The 19,485-nt window shown below is 52.9% G+C and carries 19 protein-coding genes; 8 read left to right on the top strand and 11 right to left on the bottom strand.

The features are described from left to right. The first annotated feature begins 96 nt into the window (after positions 1–96). Together RAL90_RS00680 and RAL90_RS00685 are read left to right on the top strand one after the other, a co-directional pair. Entirely contained in the window at positions 97–504 is a 408-nt protein-coding gene (locus RAL90_RS00680; protein ID WP_306252611.1) for a hypothetical protein, read from the top strand. A gap of 211 nt (positions 505–715) precedes the next feature. Continuing rightward, the gene (locus RAL90_RS00685) at positions 716–2,410 is read left to right on the top strand and encodes an EAL domain-containing protein (RefSeq protein ID WP_306252612.1); all 1,695 of its coding nucleotides are present in this window, start codon (positions 716–718) and stop codon (positions 2,408–2,410) included. Between the two features lie 20 nt (positions 2,411–2,430). On the opposite strand, the gene phaR is transcribed toward RAL90_RS00685, so the two are convergent. After that, complete coding sequence (phaR, locus tag RAL90_RS00690; RefSeq protein ID WP_306252613.1) at positions 2,431–3,063, bottom strand: polyhydroxyalkanoate synthesis repressor PhaR; 633 nt, start codon at positions 3,061–3,063, stop codon at positions 2,431–2,433. 214 nt (positions 3,064–3,277) lie between these two features. On the opposite strand from phaR, the gene RAL90_RS00695 reads away from it, so the two are divergent. Both RAL90_RS00695 and phbB read left to right on the top strand, forming a co-directional pair. After that, positions 3,278–4,450 carry an acetyl-CoA C-acetyltransferase gene (locus RAL90_RS00695; protein ID WP_306252614.1) on the top strand — a complete coding sequence of 391 codons (1,173 nt, stop codon included), beginning with the start codon at positions 3,278–3,280 and terminating at the stop codon, positions 4,448–4,450. Positions 4,451–4,485: 35 nt separating this feature from the next. Continuing rightward, entirely contained in the window at positions 4,486–5,211 is a 726-nt protein-coding gene (gene phbB / locus RAL90_RS00700) for an acetoacetyl-CoA reductase (protein WP_306252615.1), read from the top strand. Between the two features lie 18 nt (positions 5,212–5,229). Here phbB and RAL90_RS00705 read toward each other — a convergent pair whose 3' ends face one another. After that, the gene (locus RAL90_RS00705; protein WP_306252616.1) at positions 5,230–5,691 is read right to left on the bottom strand and encodes a helix-turn-helix domain-containing protein; all 462 of its coding nucleotides are present in this window, start codon (positions 5,689–5,691) and stop codon (positions 5,230–5,232) included. 640 nt (positions 5,692–6,331) lie between these two features. Next, positions 6,332–7,315 carry a response regulator transcription factor gene (locus RAL90_RS00710; RefSeq protein WP_306252617.1) on the bottom strand — a complete coding sequence of 328 codons (984 nt, stop codon included), beginning with the start codon at positions 7,313–7,315 and terminating at the stop codon, positions 6,332–6,334. A 181-nt stretch (positions 7,316–7,496) separates the two neighbouring features. On the opposite strand from RAL90_RS00710, the gene RAL90_RS00715 reads away from it, so the two are divergent. After that, the gene (locus RAL90_RS00715; protein WP_306252618.1) at positions 7,497–7,658 is read left to right on the top strand and encodes a hypothetical protein; all 162 of its coding nucleotides are present in this window, start codon (positions 7,497–7,499) and stop codon (positions 7,656–7,658) included. A 17-nt stretch (positions 7,659–7,675) separates the two neighbouring features. Here RAL90_RS00715 and RAL90_RS00720 read toward each other — a convergent pair whose 3' ends face one another. From RAL90_RS00720 to RAL90_RS00735, 4 genes are all read right to left on the bottom strand, one after another. Further along, the gene (locus RAL90_RS00720; RefSeq protein ID WP_306252619.1) at positions 7,676–8,365 is read right to left on the bottom strand and encodes a helix-turn-helix domain-containing protein; all 690 of its coding nucleotides are present in this window, start codon (positions 8,363–8,365) and stop codon (positions 7,676–7,678) included. 88 nt (positions 8,366–8,453) lie between these two features. After that, positions 8,454–8,780 carry a hypothetical protein gene (locus tag RAL90_RS00725; RefSeq protein ID WP_306252620.1) on the bottom strand — a complete coding sequence of 109 codons (327 nt, stop codon included), beginning with the start codon at positions 8,778–8,780 and terminating at the stop codon, positions 8,454–8,456. A 228-nt stretch (positions 8,781–9,008) separates the two neighbouring features. Next, positions 9,009–10,451 carry an aldehyde dehydrogenase family protein gene (locus tag RAL90_RS00730; protein ID WP_306252621.1) on the bottom strand — a complete coding sequence of 481 codons (1,443 nt, stop codon included), beginning with the start codon at positions 10,449–10,451 and terminating at the stop codon, positions 9,009–9,011. Positions 10,452–10,540: 89 nt separating this feature from the next. Continuing rightward, complete coding sequence (locus RAL90_RS00735) at positions 10,541–12,187, bottom strand: acetolactate synthase large subunit (protein WP_306252622.1); 1,647 nt, start codon at positions 12,185–12,187, stop codon at positions 10,541–10,543. A 285-nt stretch (positions 12,188–12,472) separates the two neighbouring features. On the opposite strand from RAL90_RS00735, the gene RAL90_RS00740 reads away from it, so the two are divergent. Together RAL90_RS00740 and RAL90_RS00745 are read left to right on the top strand one after the other, a co-directional pair. Continuing rightward, the gene (locus tag RAL90_RS00740; RefSeq protein ID WP_306252623.1) at positions 12,473–13,006 is read left to right on the top strand and encodes a Panacea domain-containing protein; all 534 of its coding nucleotides are present in this window, start codon (positions 12,473–12,475) and stop codon (positions 13,004–13,006) included. 2 nt (positions 13,007–13,008) lie between these two features. Then, the gene (locus RAL90_RS00745; RefSeq protein WP_306252624.1) at positions 13,009–13,395 is read left to right on the top strand and encodes a hypothetical protein; all 387 of its coding nucleotides are present in this window, start codon (positions 13,009–13,011) and stop codon (positions 13,393–13,395) included. Between the two features lie 32 nt (positions 13,396–13,427). On the opposite strand, the gene astB is transcribed toward RAL90_RS00745, so the two are convergent. Genes astB through RAL90_RS00765 form a run of 4 tightly spaced genes read right to left on the bottom strand, consistent with a single transcriptional unit; the run spans position 13,428 to position 18,501 of the window. Then, positions 13,428–14,783, bottom strand: a complete 1,356-nt coding sequence (gene astB, locus RAL90_RS00750) for an N-succinylarginine dihydrolase (protein ID WP_306252625.1) — start codon at positions 14,781–14,783, stop codon at positions 13,428–13,430. Then, positions 14,780–16,249: a succinylglutamate-semialdehyde dehydrogenase gene (gene astD / locus RAL90_RS00755; RefSeq protein ID WP_306252626.1), complete on the bottom strand. Its 1,470-nt coding sequence runs from the start codon at positions 16,247–16,249 to the stop codon at positions 14,780–14,782. The genes astB and astD overlap by 4 nt, the downstream gene beginning before the upstream one ends. Continuing rightward, a complete protein-coding gene (locus RAL90_RS00760; protein WP_306252627.1) occupies positions 16,246–17,268 on the bottom strand; it encodes an arginine N-succinyltransferase in 1,023 nt (340 codons plus the stop codon). Before RAL90_RS00760 ends, astD begins: the two co-directional genes overlap by 4 nt. Further along, positions 17,269–18,501 (bottom strand): hydrolase, encoded by a 1,233-nt coding sequence (locus tag RAL90_RS00765; protein ID WP_306252628.1) that lies wholly within the window; start codon positions 18,499–18,501, stop codon positions 17,269–17,271. A gap of 186 nt (positions 18,502–18,687) precedes the next feature. On the opposite strand from RAL90_RS00765, the gene RAL90_RS00770 reads away from it, so the two are divergent. Continuing rightward, positions 18,688–19,482 carry an SDR family oxidoreductase gene (locus tag RAL90_RS00770; protein ID WP_306252629.1) on the top strand — a complete coding sequence of 265 codons (795 nt, stop codon included), beginning with the start codon at positions 18,688–18,690 and terminating at the stop codon, positions 19,480–19,482. Positions 19,483–19,485 lie beyond the last annotated feature (3 nt).

Raw genomic sequence — 19,485 nt, forward strand, 5'->3', positions numbered from 1 at the left:
GGGGTGCTATACCCTAATTCAAACCACACTCTAGTCGCGCGGTCTTTTGTGGTTTATGATTTATGAAAGGCGTTCGAACGAGAAAGGTAAGTTCCCGTGTTTCAAATGTTTCCGCTCCTGGCGCTGAGCCTGATAATTTATACAATCCTGAATTTTGTTGTCCCCGGCACATGGATTGACAACCCGATCCTGACGATCCCGATGGTTTCCGGTGACCAGTGGTCGGTCAATTATGGCGATGCCTTCATCATGGGCAGCATGGCTCTCCTGTTCGTTGAACTGCTGCGGGCAACCCAGACAGGCACAGACTCAATTCTCAACCATGCACTTTCCGTGGTTGTCTTCATTGTGTCTCTTCTACTGTTCATCATTGTTGAAGGATATGGCAATTCCATCTTCTTCATCTTCCTGACAATGACCTTCCTTGATTTCATGGCTGGCTTTATCGTGACAACAGTCACGGCACGGCGTGACTTCGGCGTATCGCAGGGTGCGCTTGGTTAATCAGACAGTTTAATGTTGATTAAAAAGCCTCGCGTTCTGCGAGGCTTTTTTATGGATTTTGTCGCGCTATCCCCATTTGGTGAGGGGGGCAGCGTCTCGGTCACATCTGCTCTGCGCGTTTTATTCAATCATTCTTTACTTTAGCAGGCTAACAATTTGGGTTGAAGATTGTGGGTTGTGTCTCACGACCTGAATCAAAGCTGGTAGATTTATGACTGATATCCGCATTGCTGAAAAAAATGAGACGCTTAATCTGGCACTTGAAGTTGCCGGACAGGCAATGTTTGAGTTTGATCCGGTAAAAAACGACCTCAGCTGGTCCGGTCAGGAGACACTGGCGAGTTTTCTGGGCGTTGATAAAAATCTTGACCTCGCAAATTTTGAACGCCTGTCCAGTCTTATCGCGCCCGATGATGTCATGGTCCGGGAGCGGGCCGTGCAGGAAGCCAAAACCACAGATCAGGGTTATGCGGTGGAATATCGCGTCAAATCTGTTGACGGCGAATGGCGCTGGTTTGAAGAGCGCGGCAGTTGGCTGAATTTTGGCGGGCACAGCCGGTTGATCGGTGTCCTGCGCACTATTCATGAACAGAAATCACGCGAAGACCACCTTTCATGGCTGGTTACATATGATGAGCTGACGGGCCAGTTAAATCGTCAGCGGACAAAAGAATTACTCGACCAGCATGTGCGCATGGAACAGGGCGGCGCCTACATCATGGTTGGGATAGACAATCTTGGTGCGGTGAACAGTGATTTTGGTTTCGATATCGCGGATGAAGTGATTGTTGAAACATCCAATCGTCTGCGCGATTCACTTGATGACAGCGATGCACTGGGGCGGGTTGCCGGCACAAAGTTCGGCATTATCCTGCATAAGACTGACGCTGAAGATATCCGTTCTGTCTGTAACAAGCTGTTGGCTGCAGTGCGTGAAAACCTTTATGAAACCGCCAAAGGCGGATTGGCGATTTCTGTGTGTGCCGGTGTTGCACCGCTGACCAAAGAAATTGCCAGCGCAGAAATGGCCATGGCCCAGGCGGAAGCGGCTCTTGATGCTGCCCGCCAGATCGGCTCATCAAGCTGGTCCACATTCTCAGAAAAAACTGACACTGTGTCTCGGCGCAAGCGCAATTCGGAAATGTCGGATATAATCCTGACAGCGTTGAATGAGCGCCGGATCGAACTGGCCTATCAACCGATCGTTACGGATATCAATGAAGAGCACACAAAATATGAGTGCCTGATCCGTATGATGCATAATGGCGAGGAAGTGCCCCCTGCGAAATTTATTCCTATTGCAGAGCATCTTGGCCTTGTTCACCTGCTCGACAGGCGGGCGCTGGAATTGGCAACCTATGCCCTGCGCAAGGACCCTCGTATCCTGCTGAATGTCAATGTTTCCTGGGAAACGGTGAAAGATCCTGTCTGGGCAGAAGGCTATCTGGCGCATTTGCGCGCAAACCGCGACGTCTCCAATCGTATCACGGTCGAACTGACGGAAACGCAGGCGGTGGATGCACTAGAAGCGTCAATCGAGTTTGTATCCGAAATCAAGAAAGTGGGTTGTGAATTTGCCCTTGATGATTTTGGTGCCGGCTATACGTCGTTCCGTAATTTGAAAGCACTTGATATTGATGTGCTGAAAATTGACGGGTCATTCGTCACGGGCGTCTGTTCGTCTCGCGATAACCAGCTTTTCGTGCGTACCCTGCTTGATCTGGCACGGAATTTCGGCATGAAAACTGTGGCGGAATGGGTCGATAATGATGCAGATGCCATGCTCTTGAAAGGGCTGGGCGTTGACTATCTTCAGGGCTTTTACATCGGACGCCCGGTGCAAAGGCCGGAATGGTCGCAAAATGCCGACAGAGCCGAGCAGGCCAGTGCGTTGCGCAAAGCCTGACCTGGTTCAGGCGCTCTTGTTTATTTCTTTTCTGCCAGTTGTGACTTCAGGGACTCAATCTCATCCTTGAGTGACTGTATTTCTGCATCACGCGACTCGGGTGCGTCGGTATTGCTCATCATGCTTGCCCATGGGTTGTTAAAGGCAGGGTTGTTGAAGGCAGTGTTGCCGCCATTGACCCCGAACATTTTCATGCCCTGTTCGAACATGGCCATATTTTGCCGTGTCACATCCTCGAAAATCTTGAAGCCAGGCGCTTCGGAAAAGGCGCCGGACATGGATTGACGGATTGTCTCCTGGTTTTTCTGGAAGCTCTCCATGCTCATCTCAAGATATGACGGCACGAATGACTGGAGACTGTCGCCATAATAGCGGATCAGTCGGCGCAGGAAGTTCACTGGCAGCAAATTCTGCCCCTTGTTTTCTTCCTCAAAGATGATCTGCGTGAGGACCGACCGGGTAATGTCATCGCCGGTTTTGGCATCACGGACCACGAACTCCTCATTATTGCGGACCATCTGGGAGAGATATTCCAGGGTCACATAGGAGCTGGTCGCAGTGTTATAGAGCCGACGGTTCGCGTATTTCTTGATCGTGATAATATCAGCTTTATCGCCTGCGGTGGCATTCTGCTGGTTTTCGTGGCTGGCCATAAGCGTCCCGTGCTGTGAAAATTGGAATAACATCAATTAGATGGGAAAACGCGCTGCAATGCAACATGCCTTTTGGGCCGCAAACAGCCTGACCGAAAGACATCAACATATTGTGGCTGTCGGGTCGGAATAATTATACCCAGATGTTGCCTTGAGACCTCCATATCGGGTTAATAGCGCCAACAGATACACTTTTTCCGAGAGAGGTTTTCGCATGACAGATGTCGTAATCGCTTCCGCCGCCAGAACGGCAGTTGGCTCATTCAATGGATCGCTGGCAAGTGTCTCGGCGCCCGACCTGGGTCGCATCGTCATTGAAGCTGCATTGCAGCGCGCCGGTGTGGATGCCGGGCAGGTGGGTGAAGTCATCATGGGGAACGTGCTGACCGCCGGGCTTGGCCAGAACACCGCCCGTCAGGCCAGCGTGAATGCCGGCGTGCCCAAGGAAGTGCCGGCCATGACCATCAATCAGGTCTGCGGCTCTGGTCTTCGTGCCGTTGCTCTCGGTGCCCAGTCCATTCGCAACGGCGATGCTGCCGTGGTCATCGCTGGCGGTCAGGAGAACATGTCGCAATCGCCACATGCTGCACATCTGCGCGCGGGCATCAAGATGGGCCCGGCCGGATTCGCCGATACCATGATCGTTGACGGTCTGTGGGACGTTTTCAACGATTACCACATGGGCCAGACCGCCGAAAATCTCGCGGAGAAATATCAGATCAGCAGTGAAGCCCAGGATGCCTTTGCAGCAGCGAGCCAGAACAAGGCAGAAGCCGCCCGCAAGGATGGGCGATTTGCCGACGAGATCGTGCCGGTCACCGTCAAGCAACGCAAAAATGAAATTGTTTTTGATACAGACGAATTTATTCGTGAAGGCGTGACGGCTGATGGTCTTGGCGGTTTGCGCCCTGCCTTCACTAAAGACGGGACTGTCACTGCGGCAAATGCTTCAGGCATCAATGATGGCGCGGCAGCGACCCTGCTGATGTCATCAGCGGATGCCGAGACGCGCGGTATTGAACCGCTCGCCCGGATCGTTTCGTGGGCACATTGCGGTGTGGATCCGTCGATTATGGGGATCGGTCCGGCCCCGGCATCGCGCCTGGCGCTTGAGAAGGCCGGATGGTCACTGGATGATGTGGACCTTATCGAAGCCAATGAGGCCTTTGCCGCACAGGCTCTTTCTGTTGGTAAGGAGCTAGGTTGGGATGCGGAGAAGGTCAATGTCAATGGCGGGGCTATCGCGATTGGTCACCCGATTGGGGCATCAGGCACGCGCATCCTCACCACACTGATTTATGAGATGAAGCGGTGCGGTGTCTCGAAGGGACTGGCTACTTTGTGTATTGGTGGTGGCATGGGTATCGCCATGTGTGTTGAGCGTTAAAAAAAGATAATCATCAACAGGGAGGAAAAAGGATCATGAGCAAGAATGCACTCGTCACGGGCGGCACGCGCGGAATTGGCAAAGCCATCAGTGTAGGCCTTAAGAATGCAGGCTATAATGTTGTTGCCAATTATGCTGGTAATGAAGAAGCTGCTGCACAGTTTACGGAAGAAACCGGCATCACGGCCATCAAGTGGGATGTCGCAGATTATGCAATCTGCGAAACAGCCATCGGGGACATAGAAGCCAGGCATGGTGCCACTGACATTCTGGTCAATAATGCCGGCGTGACCCGCGATATACCCTTTCACAAAATGAGCCTTGATCACTGGCGCACGGTGATGTCGATTGATCTCGACAGTGCCTTCAACATGACCCGTCCTGTCATCAATGGTATGCGCGACCGGGGCTTTGGCCGGATCGTCAATATCTCTTCCATCAATGGTCAGAAGGGGCAGTTCGGCCAGGCCAATTACTCTGCTGCCAAGGCAGGGCTGATCGGCTTTACGCGCGCGCTCGCGCAGGAGACGGCCCGCAAGGGAATAACTGTCAACGCAGTAGCGCCCGGTTATATTGGCACGGATATGGTCAACGCACTTGATGACAAGGTGCTGGACAGCATTGTCGGCCAAATTCCGGTTGGCCGTCTTGGTACACCGGAGGAGATTGCGGACTGTGTAAACTTCCTGGTTAGCGAGCAGTGCGGGTTCATTACCGGTAGTGTACTGACAGCTAATGGTGGTCAGTATATCGCTGCCTGATCTGCCTGAGGGCCATCGTCAGAGGCTGATTTTCCGTTTCGCCTGAGACATTGGTATGCGGCAGGCCGGATCATCGGTCAGTGCTGCGATCAGCGGCGCGTTGCTTTCCTTGTGTTCAAACACGAGGGGGGCAGGGCGGTCTTCGCCCAGCCACTTGTCACCCCACTGATTAAGGGCGATCATGGCAATCGCCAGGTCCGCGCCTTTCTGGGTCAGGAAATATTCCGGTCTTGGGCGTTGACCGGCCTCACGATAGGGGCGTGTCTCCATCAATCCGTTTTCGACAAAGCGTTTCAACCTGCCGGAAAGAACGGTTCTCGGTATCTCCAGCTCTGACTGGAAGTCGCCAAAACGGCGCAGGCCATAAAAGGCAGAGCGCAGAATCAGCAAAGACCAGCGATCGCCAATCTGCTCAACAGCTTTGGCCAGGTTACATTTCTCAAGAGGGATGCGGGAGCGCTTGGGCGGCGTTGTTGTCATGCAATCGCTTTTAGCGGAAGCCTGTGGTCATTATCAATGGTGAGGAGAAGTGCAACCATCCGGAAGAGGGCTTTGGACGCAGTTTAAAGTCTTCCGGATAGTTGCAATCTAGTCATAGAGGAGTGTCTATGCAGTATATTTAAGTCAAAAAGCCTTGTGCCGATATCCCCATATGAGGATGCTGTTGTCGAGAAGCTGTTTTTTTCCGAGATAATATTGCCGGACGTGGCAGGTGGCTGATGCCTGGGAAAGGTATAGCTATCTGGAAGCACACAACTATACGCGACCAGATCCTCCAGATAGCTACCGGGTTTAATAGAGGAGTATCTACGGGAAAATAATATCGGGAATTGCGATCCGGCTATATCCCCATATGAGGATAAACGCAGCACAGATGTCATTCAGGTCAGATATTCTGAAGAAATTGTATGCGGATGTTTTTCTGGGGGAGAAAGTGCGACTATCCGGAAGTAGGGCTTTGGACGCAGTTTAAAGGTTCTTCCGGATAGTCGCAGTCTAGTCATAGAGGAGTGTCTACAAGAACATAGATACAGGAATTGCGGGTTTTCCGGTATCCCCATATGGGGAGTACTTCCGTATTTTGAAGAAAATTTGTCTAAAGACGATTATTAACAGAAGGTTAAATTGCTGTACGCAAGGCCAGGCTGACCAGTTCTGATTGTCTGGAGGCACCGGTTTTTGCGTAGGCATTTTTGAGATATGTGCGCACCGTGCTGAGTGACAGATTACAGCTGCGAGCGGCTTCCTCAAGGTCGAATCCACAGGCCAGTTGCTGAACAACTCTGGCTTCACTCAGGGAAATATTGAGCGCCTGTGACAAAGTCGGTGGATCAATCTGTTTGGAGGTCGCAGCATCAATCAACAGCATGTCATAAGTGCAGAGCGTCTCTTCGCTGTCCGTCTCATTGAGGGGATAAATAACGATTGATGCCGGTTGACCCGCATGACCGCAGGCGATCGCAAGGCCACGCCGTTCGTCGGAATGGTAGGAGGCTTTAATCAGATTGTGCAATTCTGGCGTTGGCAAGCCACCAGCCGAAACCAGTTGATTGCTTTGTGAGAGCCCCAGAACATCGCAGAATTCAAGCAGTTCCTCAGCTTGCGCATTTGCATAGGCAAGCCTGAAAGAAAGGTCGAAACTGACGATCGCCAGACCGGCCTTATTCAATGCATGGGTTGCGAGGTTGACGGCCCCGAGATTTCTGACTTCATCAAGGTGTTTGCCCGCCGCCAGCAGGCTCTGTTCCACATCATGGGCCGTGCACGGCTTGACCATGAACCGCAGCGCACGCACTTCATTCACGGCCGCCAGGGCGGCCGACAGATCGGCATCACCAGAGACAAGAATATAGGCAGCATCGGGCGCAAAGGTTTTCATCTCCCGGATCACTTCAAGACCGGTTGTGGTGCCAAGGCGCAGATCACTGATGACGATATCATACGCGCGCTCACGATGTGCAGCAATTGCCTGTTTGGGCGCACCAAAGTAATCAGGACGCACCAGAGCGGCATGTTGCTGTAACCAGCCCTGCATCTGCCGGATCGCCATGGGGTCATCATCCAGATAGAGGAGTGAGCGTGTCTGGGTCTTGGAATCAGTCATCTTAGTACAATATGGCAGACTTGGTTAACGAGCACTTATCGCAGGTTGCAAGTTGCGCGGATTACGCGTCGGTCAGGATGATTGGTATCTTAAGATATTGTTCATCATCATTGCTCCCCATTTAGCGATATTGCGGGGCCGTTTTCTGCGCTACACAAAATGACAAGTTGCGGAGGCTAGTATGGTCTTGGATTTAGCATTTATTGCCGGAATATTCTGTCTTGGTGTTTTGTGTGGCGCTGGTGCCATCATTCCAAGCTGGTTGAAAGAAGTGCGTGATCGCAAGCGGGATATTCGCGAGATTTATGCATTTGAATTTGGGGCGAATAACGGCGCTCGATAAGCGAGTCATTCCTGAATTCATAAATATGTATTCAGATGATCCACGCTATCGAGCAGCCCGAGAAGCTGGGCTTTATACGCCGTTGGTGTTGCCGGCCGCTTGATATGCCCGTACACGCTGGTATTTTCTGACAGTTGCTTCAGGCCTGCCGGTTCTTCCTGGCCACTCAGGAAAACAGGCACATCTTTCAATCTGCTGACAGAATGAAGGGTCCTGCTTGTACCCTGATAGCATTCCTGATTGATATCCGTATCCAGAATGATCATTGCTGGTGTTGTGGTTGACTCTGGCGGGTGTGCAGCGCCGACTCCAAAATAGAAGAATAACTGGCTGGCTGAGGGGAACGTCTTAACACGCAATCTGTGATGCGTGTTGTCAAAGGACACATTTACTTTCGTCATATGAGGATAATAGGGGCCGATAATCAGTATCGTGCGCTCCGGCACATTTGTCTCAACTGACTTTTCTGGCGTCTCTCGTTGTGCCTGCAGTTCATCTTCCACAGCCGTCAGGCTGACATTCAATGTCTCATGAGGGATGTTCAGTATAGTTGCCAGCAGGAACAACTGTTTGGCCTGTGCCTGTCTGAAGCCGTTTTCGATCAACACAAGTTCAGGGACTGGAATGTCAGTCCAGGCAGCAAGTTGTTCAATCGTGATTCCCTTTGACTGTCGGGAGCTCCTGATTTCTGTTTCCGGTTTACGCATACTTGAGTCGAACAAACGCCTGCTGAACTGGATAATATCAAGCTAAAGTCGTGATGAAATGTCAAGGCCAGGCGGATGGGCCTGTGCCTCAGCCGGATTTTTTCTTTTTCGATATATTGCTGACCGGCGCCGGGGGCGTCTTTTCCTCCTGCTCGCGGGCGCGCAGCAGCATGGATTTGAGTTCCATATATGTTGCTGTCTTGGCGGGCCACTCCGTTTCGTCCCAGACGAGGCTGTGTAAATCAGCCTCCATTGGCAGGCCAAGCGCCGCGTATTTCTTGACGAGCGTGTCCGCCGTAATGCGTAAAAGGGATTCTGTTTCGGGAAGATCAGCAGCGCGCGCGAGGTCAACGGCCTTCTTCAATTCATGCCAGAGCTGGAATATTTTCTCGCCTTGTTCCTGGTTCGTCGTCATGGCCCCTCGCTTCCAAACTGGTTCAACAGCAGGCATGCGCCTTGGCAAAAAAGAATTTCAAACAGTCGCCAGCAGCGCAAGCTATCAAAAGATAGCTTTTTTTCGATCCATTTTCCAGAATTAAAACCATTCCAGTTTGTGTTGGCACATAAGGAGGAAAAGAACTTCAGTGACTTTTCCTGCCAGAACAACTTGTGCGTGTGGTCGGATACCGGAAGAAGGCCCTGATCAGGGCAGGGACCTGATGACGAGGTTTCTGATTTCCGTCATGTCTTCCATGGCGAAAATGATCCCCTCACGGCCTAATCCGGAATCTTTCACGCCGCCATACGGCATGTTGTCAACGCGGTAAGACGGTACATCACCAACGACGATTCCACCGACATCCAGTTTGTCCCAGGCTTTTTGAATCTTGTAGAAATCCCTTGCGAACAAGCCAGCCTGGAGGCCAAATTTTGAATCATTGACCATATCCAGCGCTTCATCCCATGTGCTGAACGAGGTCAGCATCGCCATGGGGCCAAACGCTTCCTCGTTTCTGGCATTGGCGGTGTCAGGCACATTTTCGAGCAGCGTCGCTTCCAGCATGTTGCCGTTACTCAAGCCGCCGCCGCAAAGCAGGCGCGCACCAGCATCAACGGCTTCATCAATCCAGCCTTTGAGCCTTGAAGCCTCTCCTTCGGAAATCATCGGACCAATGAATGTATCGTGATCCTTGGGGTCGCCGGCGATCAGAGTTTTGGCTCTGGCAACCAGCTTTGTTTTCAGCGTATCGTAAATATCTTCATGGATAATAATGCGCTGTACCCCGATGCAGCTCTGGCCGGACTGGTAGAAAGCGCCAAAGATGATCCGTTCAACGGCATCATCCAGGTCCTCCGTATCGCGATCAACAACAACGGCTGCATTGCCGCCAAGCTCCAGTACAACTTTCTTCTTCCCGCAGCGGGCTTTCAGACCCCAGCCCACATCAGGTGAGCCGGTGAAGCTCAACAGTTTCAGGCGGTCATCCACCGTGAACAGGTCAGCCCCGTCGCGTGAGCACGGCAGAATCGAAAAAGCGCCTTTGGGCAGGTCTGTTTCAGCAAGAATTTCGCCCATGATGATCGCCCCCAGCGGCGTCTTCGAGGCTGGTTTCATGACAAACGGACAGCCGACAGCCAGCGCCGGCGCAATTTTGTGGGCAGCAAGGTTCAATGGAAAATTGAAGGGCGAAATAAACGAGCACGGACCAATCGGCACACGTTTCCACATGCCGCGATACCCTTTGGCGCGAGGTGAAATATCCAGCGCCTGCAATTCGCCATGCATTCTGGTGGATTCTTCGGCGGCAATCTTAAATGTATCGATCAGGCGCGTCACTTCGCCTTCACTGTCCTTGATGGGTTTGCCAGCTTCCACGCACAGCGCATAGGCCAGTTCATCATAGCGTTCGCGAAAGCGACTGACGCAATGCTCCAGAACGGCCTGTTTTTCATAGGATGGCATCTCTGCCATTGGTTCAGCTGCCTCAACCGCCGCAGCAATCCCCGCATCAATCGCGTCCGGACCGGCGAGCGCCACATGCGTCGCCACGTCATTGGTGTATTTGTCCGTAACCTTCAGGTCCTGATTGGCAAAGACGGCCTCATTGGCCAGATAATAGGGATAGCTGTCCTTGAGTTGTGGCATCACGCGCCTCCGGTTTTTTGTCTGTTATGCAATCGCTGGTGCTTGTCCAGTCTGCCAGCGATCAAGTTCTGGTTGATTCTGAAATAACCCTAAATGGCCGCACTCATTTCCCGGATTTTTTCATTCAGGATTTCATCATTCTCCGAATAATCAACCGGGCAGTCGATAAGGTGTACACCATCTGTGTTGAGACAGGTTTCAAGCAGGGCTGGCAGGCCTGCAGAGCTTTCAACACGATGTCCGTGTGCGCCATAGCTTTCGGCATATTTCACGAAATCCGGGTTGCCATATTCAAGGCCCCAGTCATCGAAGCCCATATTCGCCTGCTTCCACCGGATCATGCCATAGGCACTGTCATTCAGGATTAGAACGACAAGGTTCATTTTCAGGCGAACCGCTGTTTCCATCTCCTGCGAGTTCATCATGAAGCCGCCATCGCCGCAGATGGCCATGATTTTGCGACCCGGATGCACAAGCCTTGCCGCCATCGCGGATGGCAGGCCAGCGCCCATCGTCGCAAGGGCGTTATCGAGCAGCACGGTATTGGGTTTGTTGGCGCGATAATTCCGGGCAAACCATATCTTGTAGACGCCGTTATCAAGGCAGATGATGCCGTCGTCCGGCATGGCCTTGCGGATATCTGCAACGAGCCGCTGCGGGTAAATCGGGAAGCGCTCATCATCTGCGCCTTCCATCAGCTGCTTGTCATGATGCTGCTGTACTTCTTTCATGCGTGAGAAATCCCAGTGGGCTTTCGGGCGCATGTCATGACGGATTTGCCAGATTGCGTTGGCAATATCGCCAATCACCTCGACTTGCGGGAAATAGACCGGATCGACCTCTGCTGTGTTGAAGGAAATATGCAACACCTCGGCACCGCCCGGCTTCATGAAGAAGGGGGGTTTCTCGATCACGTCATGGCCGACATTGATAATAAGGTCCGCAGCTTCAATGGAGCGGTGAACAAAGTCGCCGGTGGAGAGTGCGGCGTTGCCCATGAACAGTTCATGGTTCTCGTCGATCACGCCCTTGCCCAGTTGTGTCGTGACAAAAGGGATACCAAATTCGTGTACGAACAGGGCAAGCTGCCTGCCTGTTTCCTTGCGGTTTGCGCCGGCGCCGATCACGAGAATGGGGGACTTGGCACTTTCAATCTTTTCAATCGCTGCCTTGACGGCCTTGTCTTCCGGAATTGGCCGGCGACAGTTTGATCGCGGAATTGGAATTTCATCTGAATGCTCGTCAGCAATATCCTCGGGCAGTTCAAGATGCACGGCGCCCGGCTTTTCTTCTTCTGCAATGCGAAATGCCTCGCGCACCCGGCTCGGGATATTGTCACTGGCCACAATCTGATGCGTATATTTTGTGATCGGACCCATCATGTCGACCACGTCGAGAATCTGGAAGCGTCCCTGTTTGGACTTCTTCACCGGTTTTTGCCCGGTAATCATCATCATGGGCATTCCGCCAAGCTGGGCATAGGCTGCGGCAGTGACAAAGTTTGTCGCGCCCGGCCCGAGTGTGGAAAGGCAAACGCCGGTCTTGCCGGTGAAGCGGCCATAGGTGGAAGCCATAAAGCCGGCGGCCTGTTCATGTCGGGTCAGAACAAGCTTGATCTTGTCGGACCGGGACAGGCTGTCGAGGAAGTCGAGATTCTCTTCACCGGGGATGCCAAAGATATATTCAACGCCTTCTTCTTCCAGCGCCTTGATAAACAGGTCCGATGCTTTCGCCATGGTGACTCTCTCCCCTTAAATTCCTGATTTGAAATGTGAAACTCAACTCTCTCCCCGATATGAGTACCATGTCTTTCGCCATAGCGAAGCACTTTTTCATCACAATTCCCGTAAGGTGCGTGAGCTCTTTTTCGTATCGTCATCTGGTGGGTATAATATAGCCAGCTTGTTGATTGTTGTCAATGTTTTCTCTATGTTCTTTTTGTGCTGGCTTGAGAGTTTAACGATACATATAGATTCTGCTGGAATTGTTATATGAAAGGTTTTTGGATACAAAGGTGCTAGATGAGCACGATAAAATTCAGGTTTGCCGCTGAGAAGGCGCTTAACGTAGTTACTTGGATGCTGAATCAAGAACAGCCCCTTGATTTACATACTGTTCTTAAAGCCTGTTATTTCGCCGATAAAGAGAGCCTGAAGAGGCATGGGTTGCCTGTGTTTGGGGCTTCTTACAGGGCCATGACATATGGACCGGTGCCTTTGGAAATATATGAAATGCTCAAGGGCGAGCCCATGTGGCTCGCAGAACTCTCTGTAGACAGTTATCCTTGGCAGTTACACCGATATTTTTTGTCACTGACAGCCAACGAACCTGTGGATCTTGATAGTTTACTGGAGGATGAGGCGGATATTGTTCGTGATGCCCTTGCATTATCAAAGTCGCTCACATTCGATAAACGCACGGCGCAGACACACGGGCCAGACTGGCAGAAGGCTAAGCTCGGTATGATGAATTACGAGGATATGATTGATGATGTTCCTCATCGTGAGGAAATCATCGAAGAGCTGCAAGAGACGTCCAATTTTGTCAGGTTATAACTGTGTTGGAGCTGCTGGATGTCATCTGGGTACACGATGGGACAATTGACCCGCCGAAACTGAAAATGGTGGTCGCTATTTCTATTCGTGAAGGATTGTTTCTGAGAATAAACTCCAAACCGAATTTCCGACCTACTGTGAAACTGCCAAAAGAGCCCGACCACTCCTTCCTTGAGCATGATAGTTATCTGAATTGTGGGACAGTTCTTGAACTGGATGACTATATTATTTCTGAAAGCCTGCGGCGTAATGGTGAGCAGCCATATGGATATGTTTCTCCAGACTTAATCCCTGAAATAAAAGATGCGATTTACAAGGGCAGAATACGCTACGCCGACAGGAAGATCATCTTTGAAGAGCTCTACAATTTCCAAGTCAAAGATCAATAGGTACACATACCATTTCTGTTTCAGCTGAAAACTCAGCGCTGGAAGTCGTACAGGCTGCCAAGGTCGAGCAGTTGTGTCAGGTGATCAAGCGCGGCGCAGTTTTCCTGATAGAGGTTTGGGTCGATAAGGTCTTCCGGCCTCATGCGGTCGCGATAATGCTTCTTTGCCCATGCCTCCAGATCATCAAGGCGATCATGGGTCATCAGACAGTTACCGGTAAGGGCGGCCTGTTCCGCCGCCGTCAGGACGACGCGCAAGCGCAGACAGGCGGGGCCACCTCCATTTTTCATGCTTTGTTTCAGGTCAAGATAGTGTGCCTGCATGATCGGGCCATTGCCCGCGACTGCGTCCGCAACGAAGTCGCGCGTTGCGTCATTTTCCTCTGACTCGCTCGGCAGGATCAGCGCCATGCCCCCATGCGGCAGGCTGACCAGCTGTGAATTAAAGAGATAGGTTTTGATGGCTGCGGTCAGAGAAACACTGTTCCCCGGCACTTCAATGAAATCGGGGTCAAATTCAAAGGTAGCACAGGCGCGGGTAATGGCCTCCAGAGCCTGCGTCTTATCCTCAAAAGCCTGTTCGTGATAAAACAGGGCCGTGCCATTGGTCACGGAAACGACGTCATTATGAAATGCGCCGGCGTTAATCGCCTCGGCGCTCTGGCGAATAAAGGCGATGGCGCGCCCGTCCAGCTGGTGATTGGTCGCAACAGCATGAGAGGCTTCTATAGCCTGACGGGCCTGGAACGTCATCCCGGCGGACTGTTTTTCAAAAGCAGAATGGCCGTACACAAACAGCTCCACCCCGTGTGCGCCATGGGTCGTAGAAAGTCGGCCATGGTTTGCGGCACCTTCATCGCCCATGCGCCCGCCATAGGGAATGGGGGCATGATGAACGAAATGCGCTTCATCGCTAAAAATCGCCTGAAGGGTTCTGCCGGCAAATTCTGGCTCCAGGGAGCGATGAAACATTGAGCCGAGATTGGCCGGCGTGAAATGCACCTTGCAATCGCGCGTGTCGGCGGAAGGCGATACCGTGGCAGCATTGGCCGTCCACATGGCAGACGCTGAACTGCAATTCATCAGGAGTTGCGGGGCCGCCTTGCCAGCGGCGTCAACCACATCCCTGTCATTGCCGGTGAAGCCAAATTTCCTCAGAGCACTGATCGCAGGTCTTTCATGTGGCGGCAACACACCTTGTACAAGGCCAAGATCCAGCAGGGTGCGCATCTTTTGGATGCCTTGCAGCACAGCACCCCGCGGATTGGAGATATCTCCCAGATTATTCATGGAAGCCAGATTGCCATAGGACAGGCCACCATAATTATGGGTCGGACCAACCAGGCCGTCAAAATTTACTTCGTGTGCGACGCTGGTTTGCTCGTTCATGCATCTACTCCGGGGATCGGGCCTTCATCATGGACTTTGCCTTCCATAATCAGGCTTGCCATTGGCCATGCTGTATAGTCAGCCGCGTAATAACCAGCCGGGCGATGGTTGCCCGAAAGGCCAACACCGCCAAACGGGGCGGCAGATGATGCGCCGGTCGTCTGCCGGTTCCAGTTCACGATGCCGGCATTGATCTCGCTGATAAACTGGCCAAACAGTTCCTTGCTGTCAGAAACCAGCCCCGCCGCGAGGCCGAAGCTGGTGTCATTGGCTTCTTCGAGCGCTTTTTCAAAAGTGCTGACACGGATGACCTGCAGTAATGGTCCGAAAATCTCCCGGTCCTCACGCTCGGTTACGCTTGTCACATCTATAATCCCGGGGCTGAGGAAAGCCTCCCCCTGGGGCAGTTGTGCACTCTGGCGAATGGCTTGCGCCCCGGCGGCAAGCAGTTTTTCCTGTGCGTCCAGCACATCTTTTGCCGCGCTGGCAGAAACCAGCGGCCCCATGAAGGGCGCCGGGTCTGCATCCGGTTTGTCCACGCGCACTTTGTCAAGGAGAGTATCCAGTGCCTTGATGATGGAATCGCCTTCCGGACCTTCCGGCACGATCAGGCGTTTGGCGCAGGTGCAGCGTTGTCCGCTGGTGATATAGACAGAGCGCAGGATAATCCGTGCAGCTGATGTCTTGTCCTCTATGTCCCAGGCGATCAGCGGGTTATTGCCGCCCAGTTCCAGCGCTAGAATTTTGTCCGGTTTGCCACCAAGGGCGCGGTGTATCGCGCGGCCCGCTTCGATCCCGCCTGTAAACAGAACGCCGCTGATGCGCGCATCTGCGACGAGTTGTTCTGCTGGTGCGCGACCGCCCTGTATCAGATTCAGGACGCCCTTTGGCAGCCCAGCTTCATCCCAGAGTTTGACCGTTTCTTCAGCCACCATGGGAGTCAGTTCACTGGGTTTGAAAACAATCGTGTTGCCCGCGATCAGGGCTGGAATGATATGCCCGTTGGGCAGGTGCCCCGGAAAATTGAATGGCCCGATCACCGCCATCACACCATGTGGCCGATGTGTAAGCCGCATGGTTGCACCGGCAGCGTCGGCTTCCTTGTAGCCAGTGCGCTCTTCATAGGCCTTGAGGGATATGTCTGCCTTGCCTGCCATCGCCCCGGCTTCAGTTGCTGCATCCCAGAGGGGCTTGCCGGTCTCATGGGCAATGGCAGCGGCAATAGTGTCTTTGTTGGTTTTCAAAAGTTCGGTGAAACGGCGAATGATCTCAAGCCTGTCATCCAGTGCCGTTTTGCCCCATGAGGCGAAAGCCTGACGCGCTGCTGCAATGGCTTCGTTTGTGTCCGCCTCATTCGCGGTGTTGCCTGTCCACAATGTCTCGCCGGTGGCCGGCGCGATTGAGGTCAGACTTGTCCCGGCGCCTTCGCGCCATGCGCCATCAATATAAAGATTGCCCGTTGTCATGCCTGTTTTCCTTCCATCATGCAGACCATAACATCGTCGCCAGTCGTAATACCCAGTTCCTGCATCATTTTGTCTGTCAGCGGAATTTCTTCACTGTCGGGTGTTGCTGTTTCAACCTGAATGCAGGAAAATCCGCTAAGGCCAAGTGTGCTGACCAGCGCCTTGCGTCCATCTGTTACAGCGCCACCAGAGACAGCCTTGCGGCGCCCGGCGTCCTGGATGGTTTTGACATCCTTCATGTCGGCTTCGATACTGGGGCCAGCGTCGAAAATATCAATCAGGTTGTTATAGCGAAACCCCTGGGAAAGCAGCAGGTCCATGGCAGGTTTTGAATTGTCATGTGGCTTGCCAAGAATATCCCGGACTTCCTGCGGCAACATTTCCGTGTAGATTGGATATTTCGGCATCAGGTCAGCGATGAAACGGAAATCGCTGGTGCTGCGTTTGTCGGCCTCAATAAATGTCATGCCAAAAAACTTGCTGGCCACCTGCTCCCAGAACGGAAAGCTGTCCTCACGGTCCGTCCAGCCGCGAATTTCCGCCATCACCTTGTCACCGAACCGGCTTGGGTTGGCCGCAAAAAGCATGAAGCGGCTGAAAGAGAGCAGGCGACCCACGCCGCCTCCACGATGCGCAGGATCAACGAACAAAGTCCCGATTTCAGTAAAATCGTGATAGTCATTCACCAGATAAAGTAAGTCAGTCTCCAGACGAATATCCAGCTCAGGCGATTGATTGACGAGATGCGACATCCGGTAGGAATAAAACGGCCGGTCCGCACCCAGCCGCGTGAAAACAGACCCGGTGCCGATAATTTTCTTGTCGTATTCCAGCACCAGAAAGAATGTTTCCTTCTGCTCGGGTTGTTCCTGTCGGGCAAAGGCCTCCTGCGACAGGTAAATCCTTTTCTTCATGGCCTTTTCATTATGCGGCATGGTTGTCATGCCAAGGCCGGCCTTGGCAGCCAGGTCCATCAGCCCCGGCAGATCATTTTGCTGTGCAGGTCGTACCCGGATCATCTAGTTTCCTTTCAGTCTTTCAGGCCAGGGGCAGGCGCCGGAGGCCAGCATGAGCATCACGAGGCAGGCAAGTTTTGCCCGTTCGGTAAAACTTTCAATCACGGCAAATTCCTTGTCCGAGTGAATATGGCCGCCACGCACACCAAGCGTATCAACATTGGGCAAACCAGCATCTGCCAGATTGTTGCCGTCGCAACATCCGCCGGTTGCCTGCCAGCCAATGTTCAGGCCGAGATCGGCACCGGCAGCCTTGACCAGTTCAAACAGGGCCAGTGTGCCACCTGTATTTGTCTTGACGGGGCGATGAATACCGCCATGCAGGCTGACCTCAATATCGGGGCCGAAATTTTGCCCAGAGACAATCTGTTGCATTTGTTCATCCACCCAACGCAGATCTTCGGGAGAACGGCCGCGCGCATTCATCCGGATAACGCAGGTGTCTGGCACCACATTGGTGGCAACTCCGCCATTGATGACGCCGATATTCATGGTCGTGTTTTCACGTTGGCCGTTCAGGGCGTTCACGGCGGCGATAACATTGGCAGCCCCAACGATGGCGTTGCGCCCCTTGTCAAACTCCCGCCCCGCATGGGCGGCAAGTCCCTTGACTGTAAACGTATAATGTCCGCTGCCTGCCCGCGCGCCGGCCAGGGTGCCGTCCGGCAATGCGGGTTCAAACACCAGCCCGATATCGGCAGATTTTGCCTTGTCCGCCAGCACATGGGCAGACGCATGAGAGCCGGTTTCTTCGTCTGCATTGAAAATCACATCAATGCCAACATGCTCCGCATACGGCGTCTTCTCAAAAGCCGTGATGGCTTCTAGCATCACACAGATGCCACCTTTCATGTCAGCGCAGCCGGGACCGTGCAGGGTGCCGTCACCGCGATTGACGATTTTCTGAAAATGGTGGTCTTTCGGGAATACTGTGTCCAGGTGGCCGGTCAGGAGGATGCGCCGGTTCGCCTGTGGCCGGTTGCTCAGCACATAGGCACCGGCGCGGGGTATCTCGATCACGTCGCCGCTGTCACTCACATGGGTTACCGGGGCAGGTGCCTGCTCTTCACACGTCAACCCGATGGCTTCAAAAGCAGGCATAATCTGCGCCGCCGACTTGTGGATGCCGTCGATATTATTGGTGCCGCTGTTGATGGCGCACCATTCCATGGTGCGGGCGACCATCCGGTCCGTTGCAGTATCAAGGGCGGCAAGATGGGTTTTCAAATCTGACATGCCCCGTTGATAATCGTTTTGCCCGCCTTGGCAATGGGGGCCGTTACCGAATGACAAATTTCCGGACAATTGCCATGAACACTCTATATATTGGAGCGTTTTATGCTGTATCGCTCTCAATCCGGGAGAGATCATGCCAAATTACTGATGTCGCGAGCTTATATAAAAGAGAGAAACTGAACGCCCATGAAGCATTATCCCAACAGGATCGTCTGGATCACCGGTGCAAGTTATGGCCTTGGCCGTTCTCTGGCTGAACACATGGCGCAGGACGGCTGGCAGGTGGCGGCCTCGGCCCGGTCAACCGATGACCTGCAGGCACTTGAAGCTGAATCTGCCAGCTGGAAAGGTCAGATCCATGCCTGTCCCTGCGATATTACAGAGCTGGAACAGCTTCAGGAAACGGTGCGCCGGATTGAAAAGGACATTGGTCCGATTGAAATTGCGGTTCTGAATGCAGGTACGCACCAACCCATGAATGCCCATGAGTTTGACGCCCGTGTGTTCCGCAAGCTGACAGATATCAACCTGATGGGTACGGTAAATTGTATAGAAGCGTTACTGCCGGGCTTCTATCAGCGACAGTCTGGCCAGATTGCGGTAGTCTCCTCTGTGGCTGGCTATCGTGGCCTGCCCACATCCGCGGCTTATGGGATGACGAAGGCCGGACTGATCAACATGGCAGAGGCTCTTAAGCCGGAATTTGATCTGGCCAATATCCGCATCCAGGTGGTTTCTCCCGGCTTTGTGCGTACACCTCTGACAGACAAGAATGACTTTCCGATGCCCTTCATCATGGAGCCGGAAGACGCAGCGCGTGCTTTTTACAAGGGCCTTCTCTCGCGCCGTTTTGAAATCGTGTTTCCGTGGCAGATGGGCATTATTTTCAAATTCATCAGGATGCTGCCTGCGCCCCTGGCTTTTGCGTTGACCAAAAATATGATCCCGGATGATAAATCAGACGCTCAGGAAGAAAAATAAACC

Origin of the sequence: Parvularcula sp. IMCC14364 (assembly GCF_030758415.1) — a bacterium.
Taxonomy (GTDB): Bacteria; Pseudomonadota; Alphaproteobacteria; order Caulobacterales; family Parvularculaceae; genus Aquisalinus.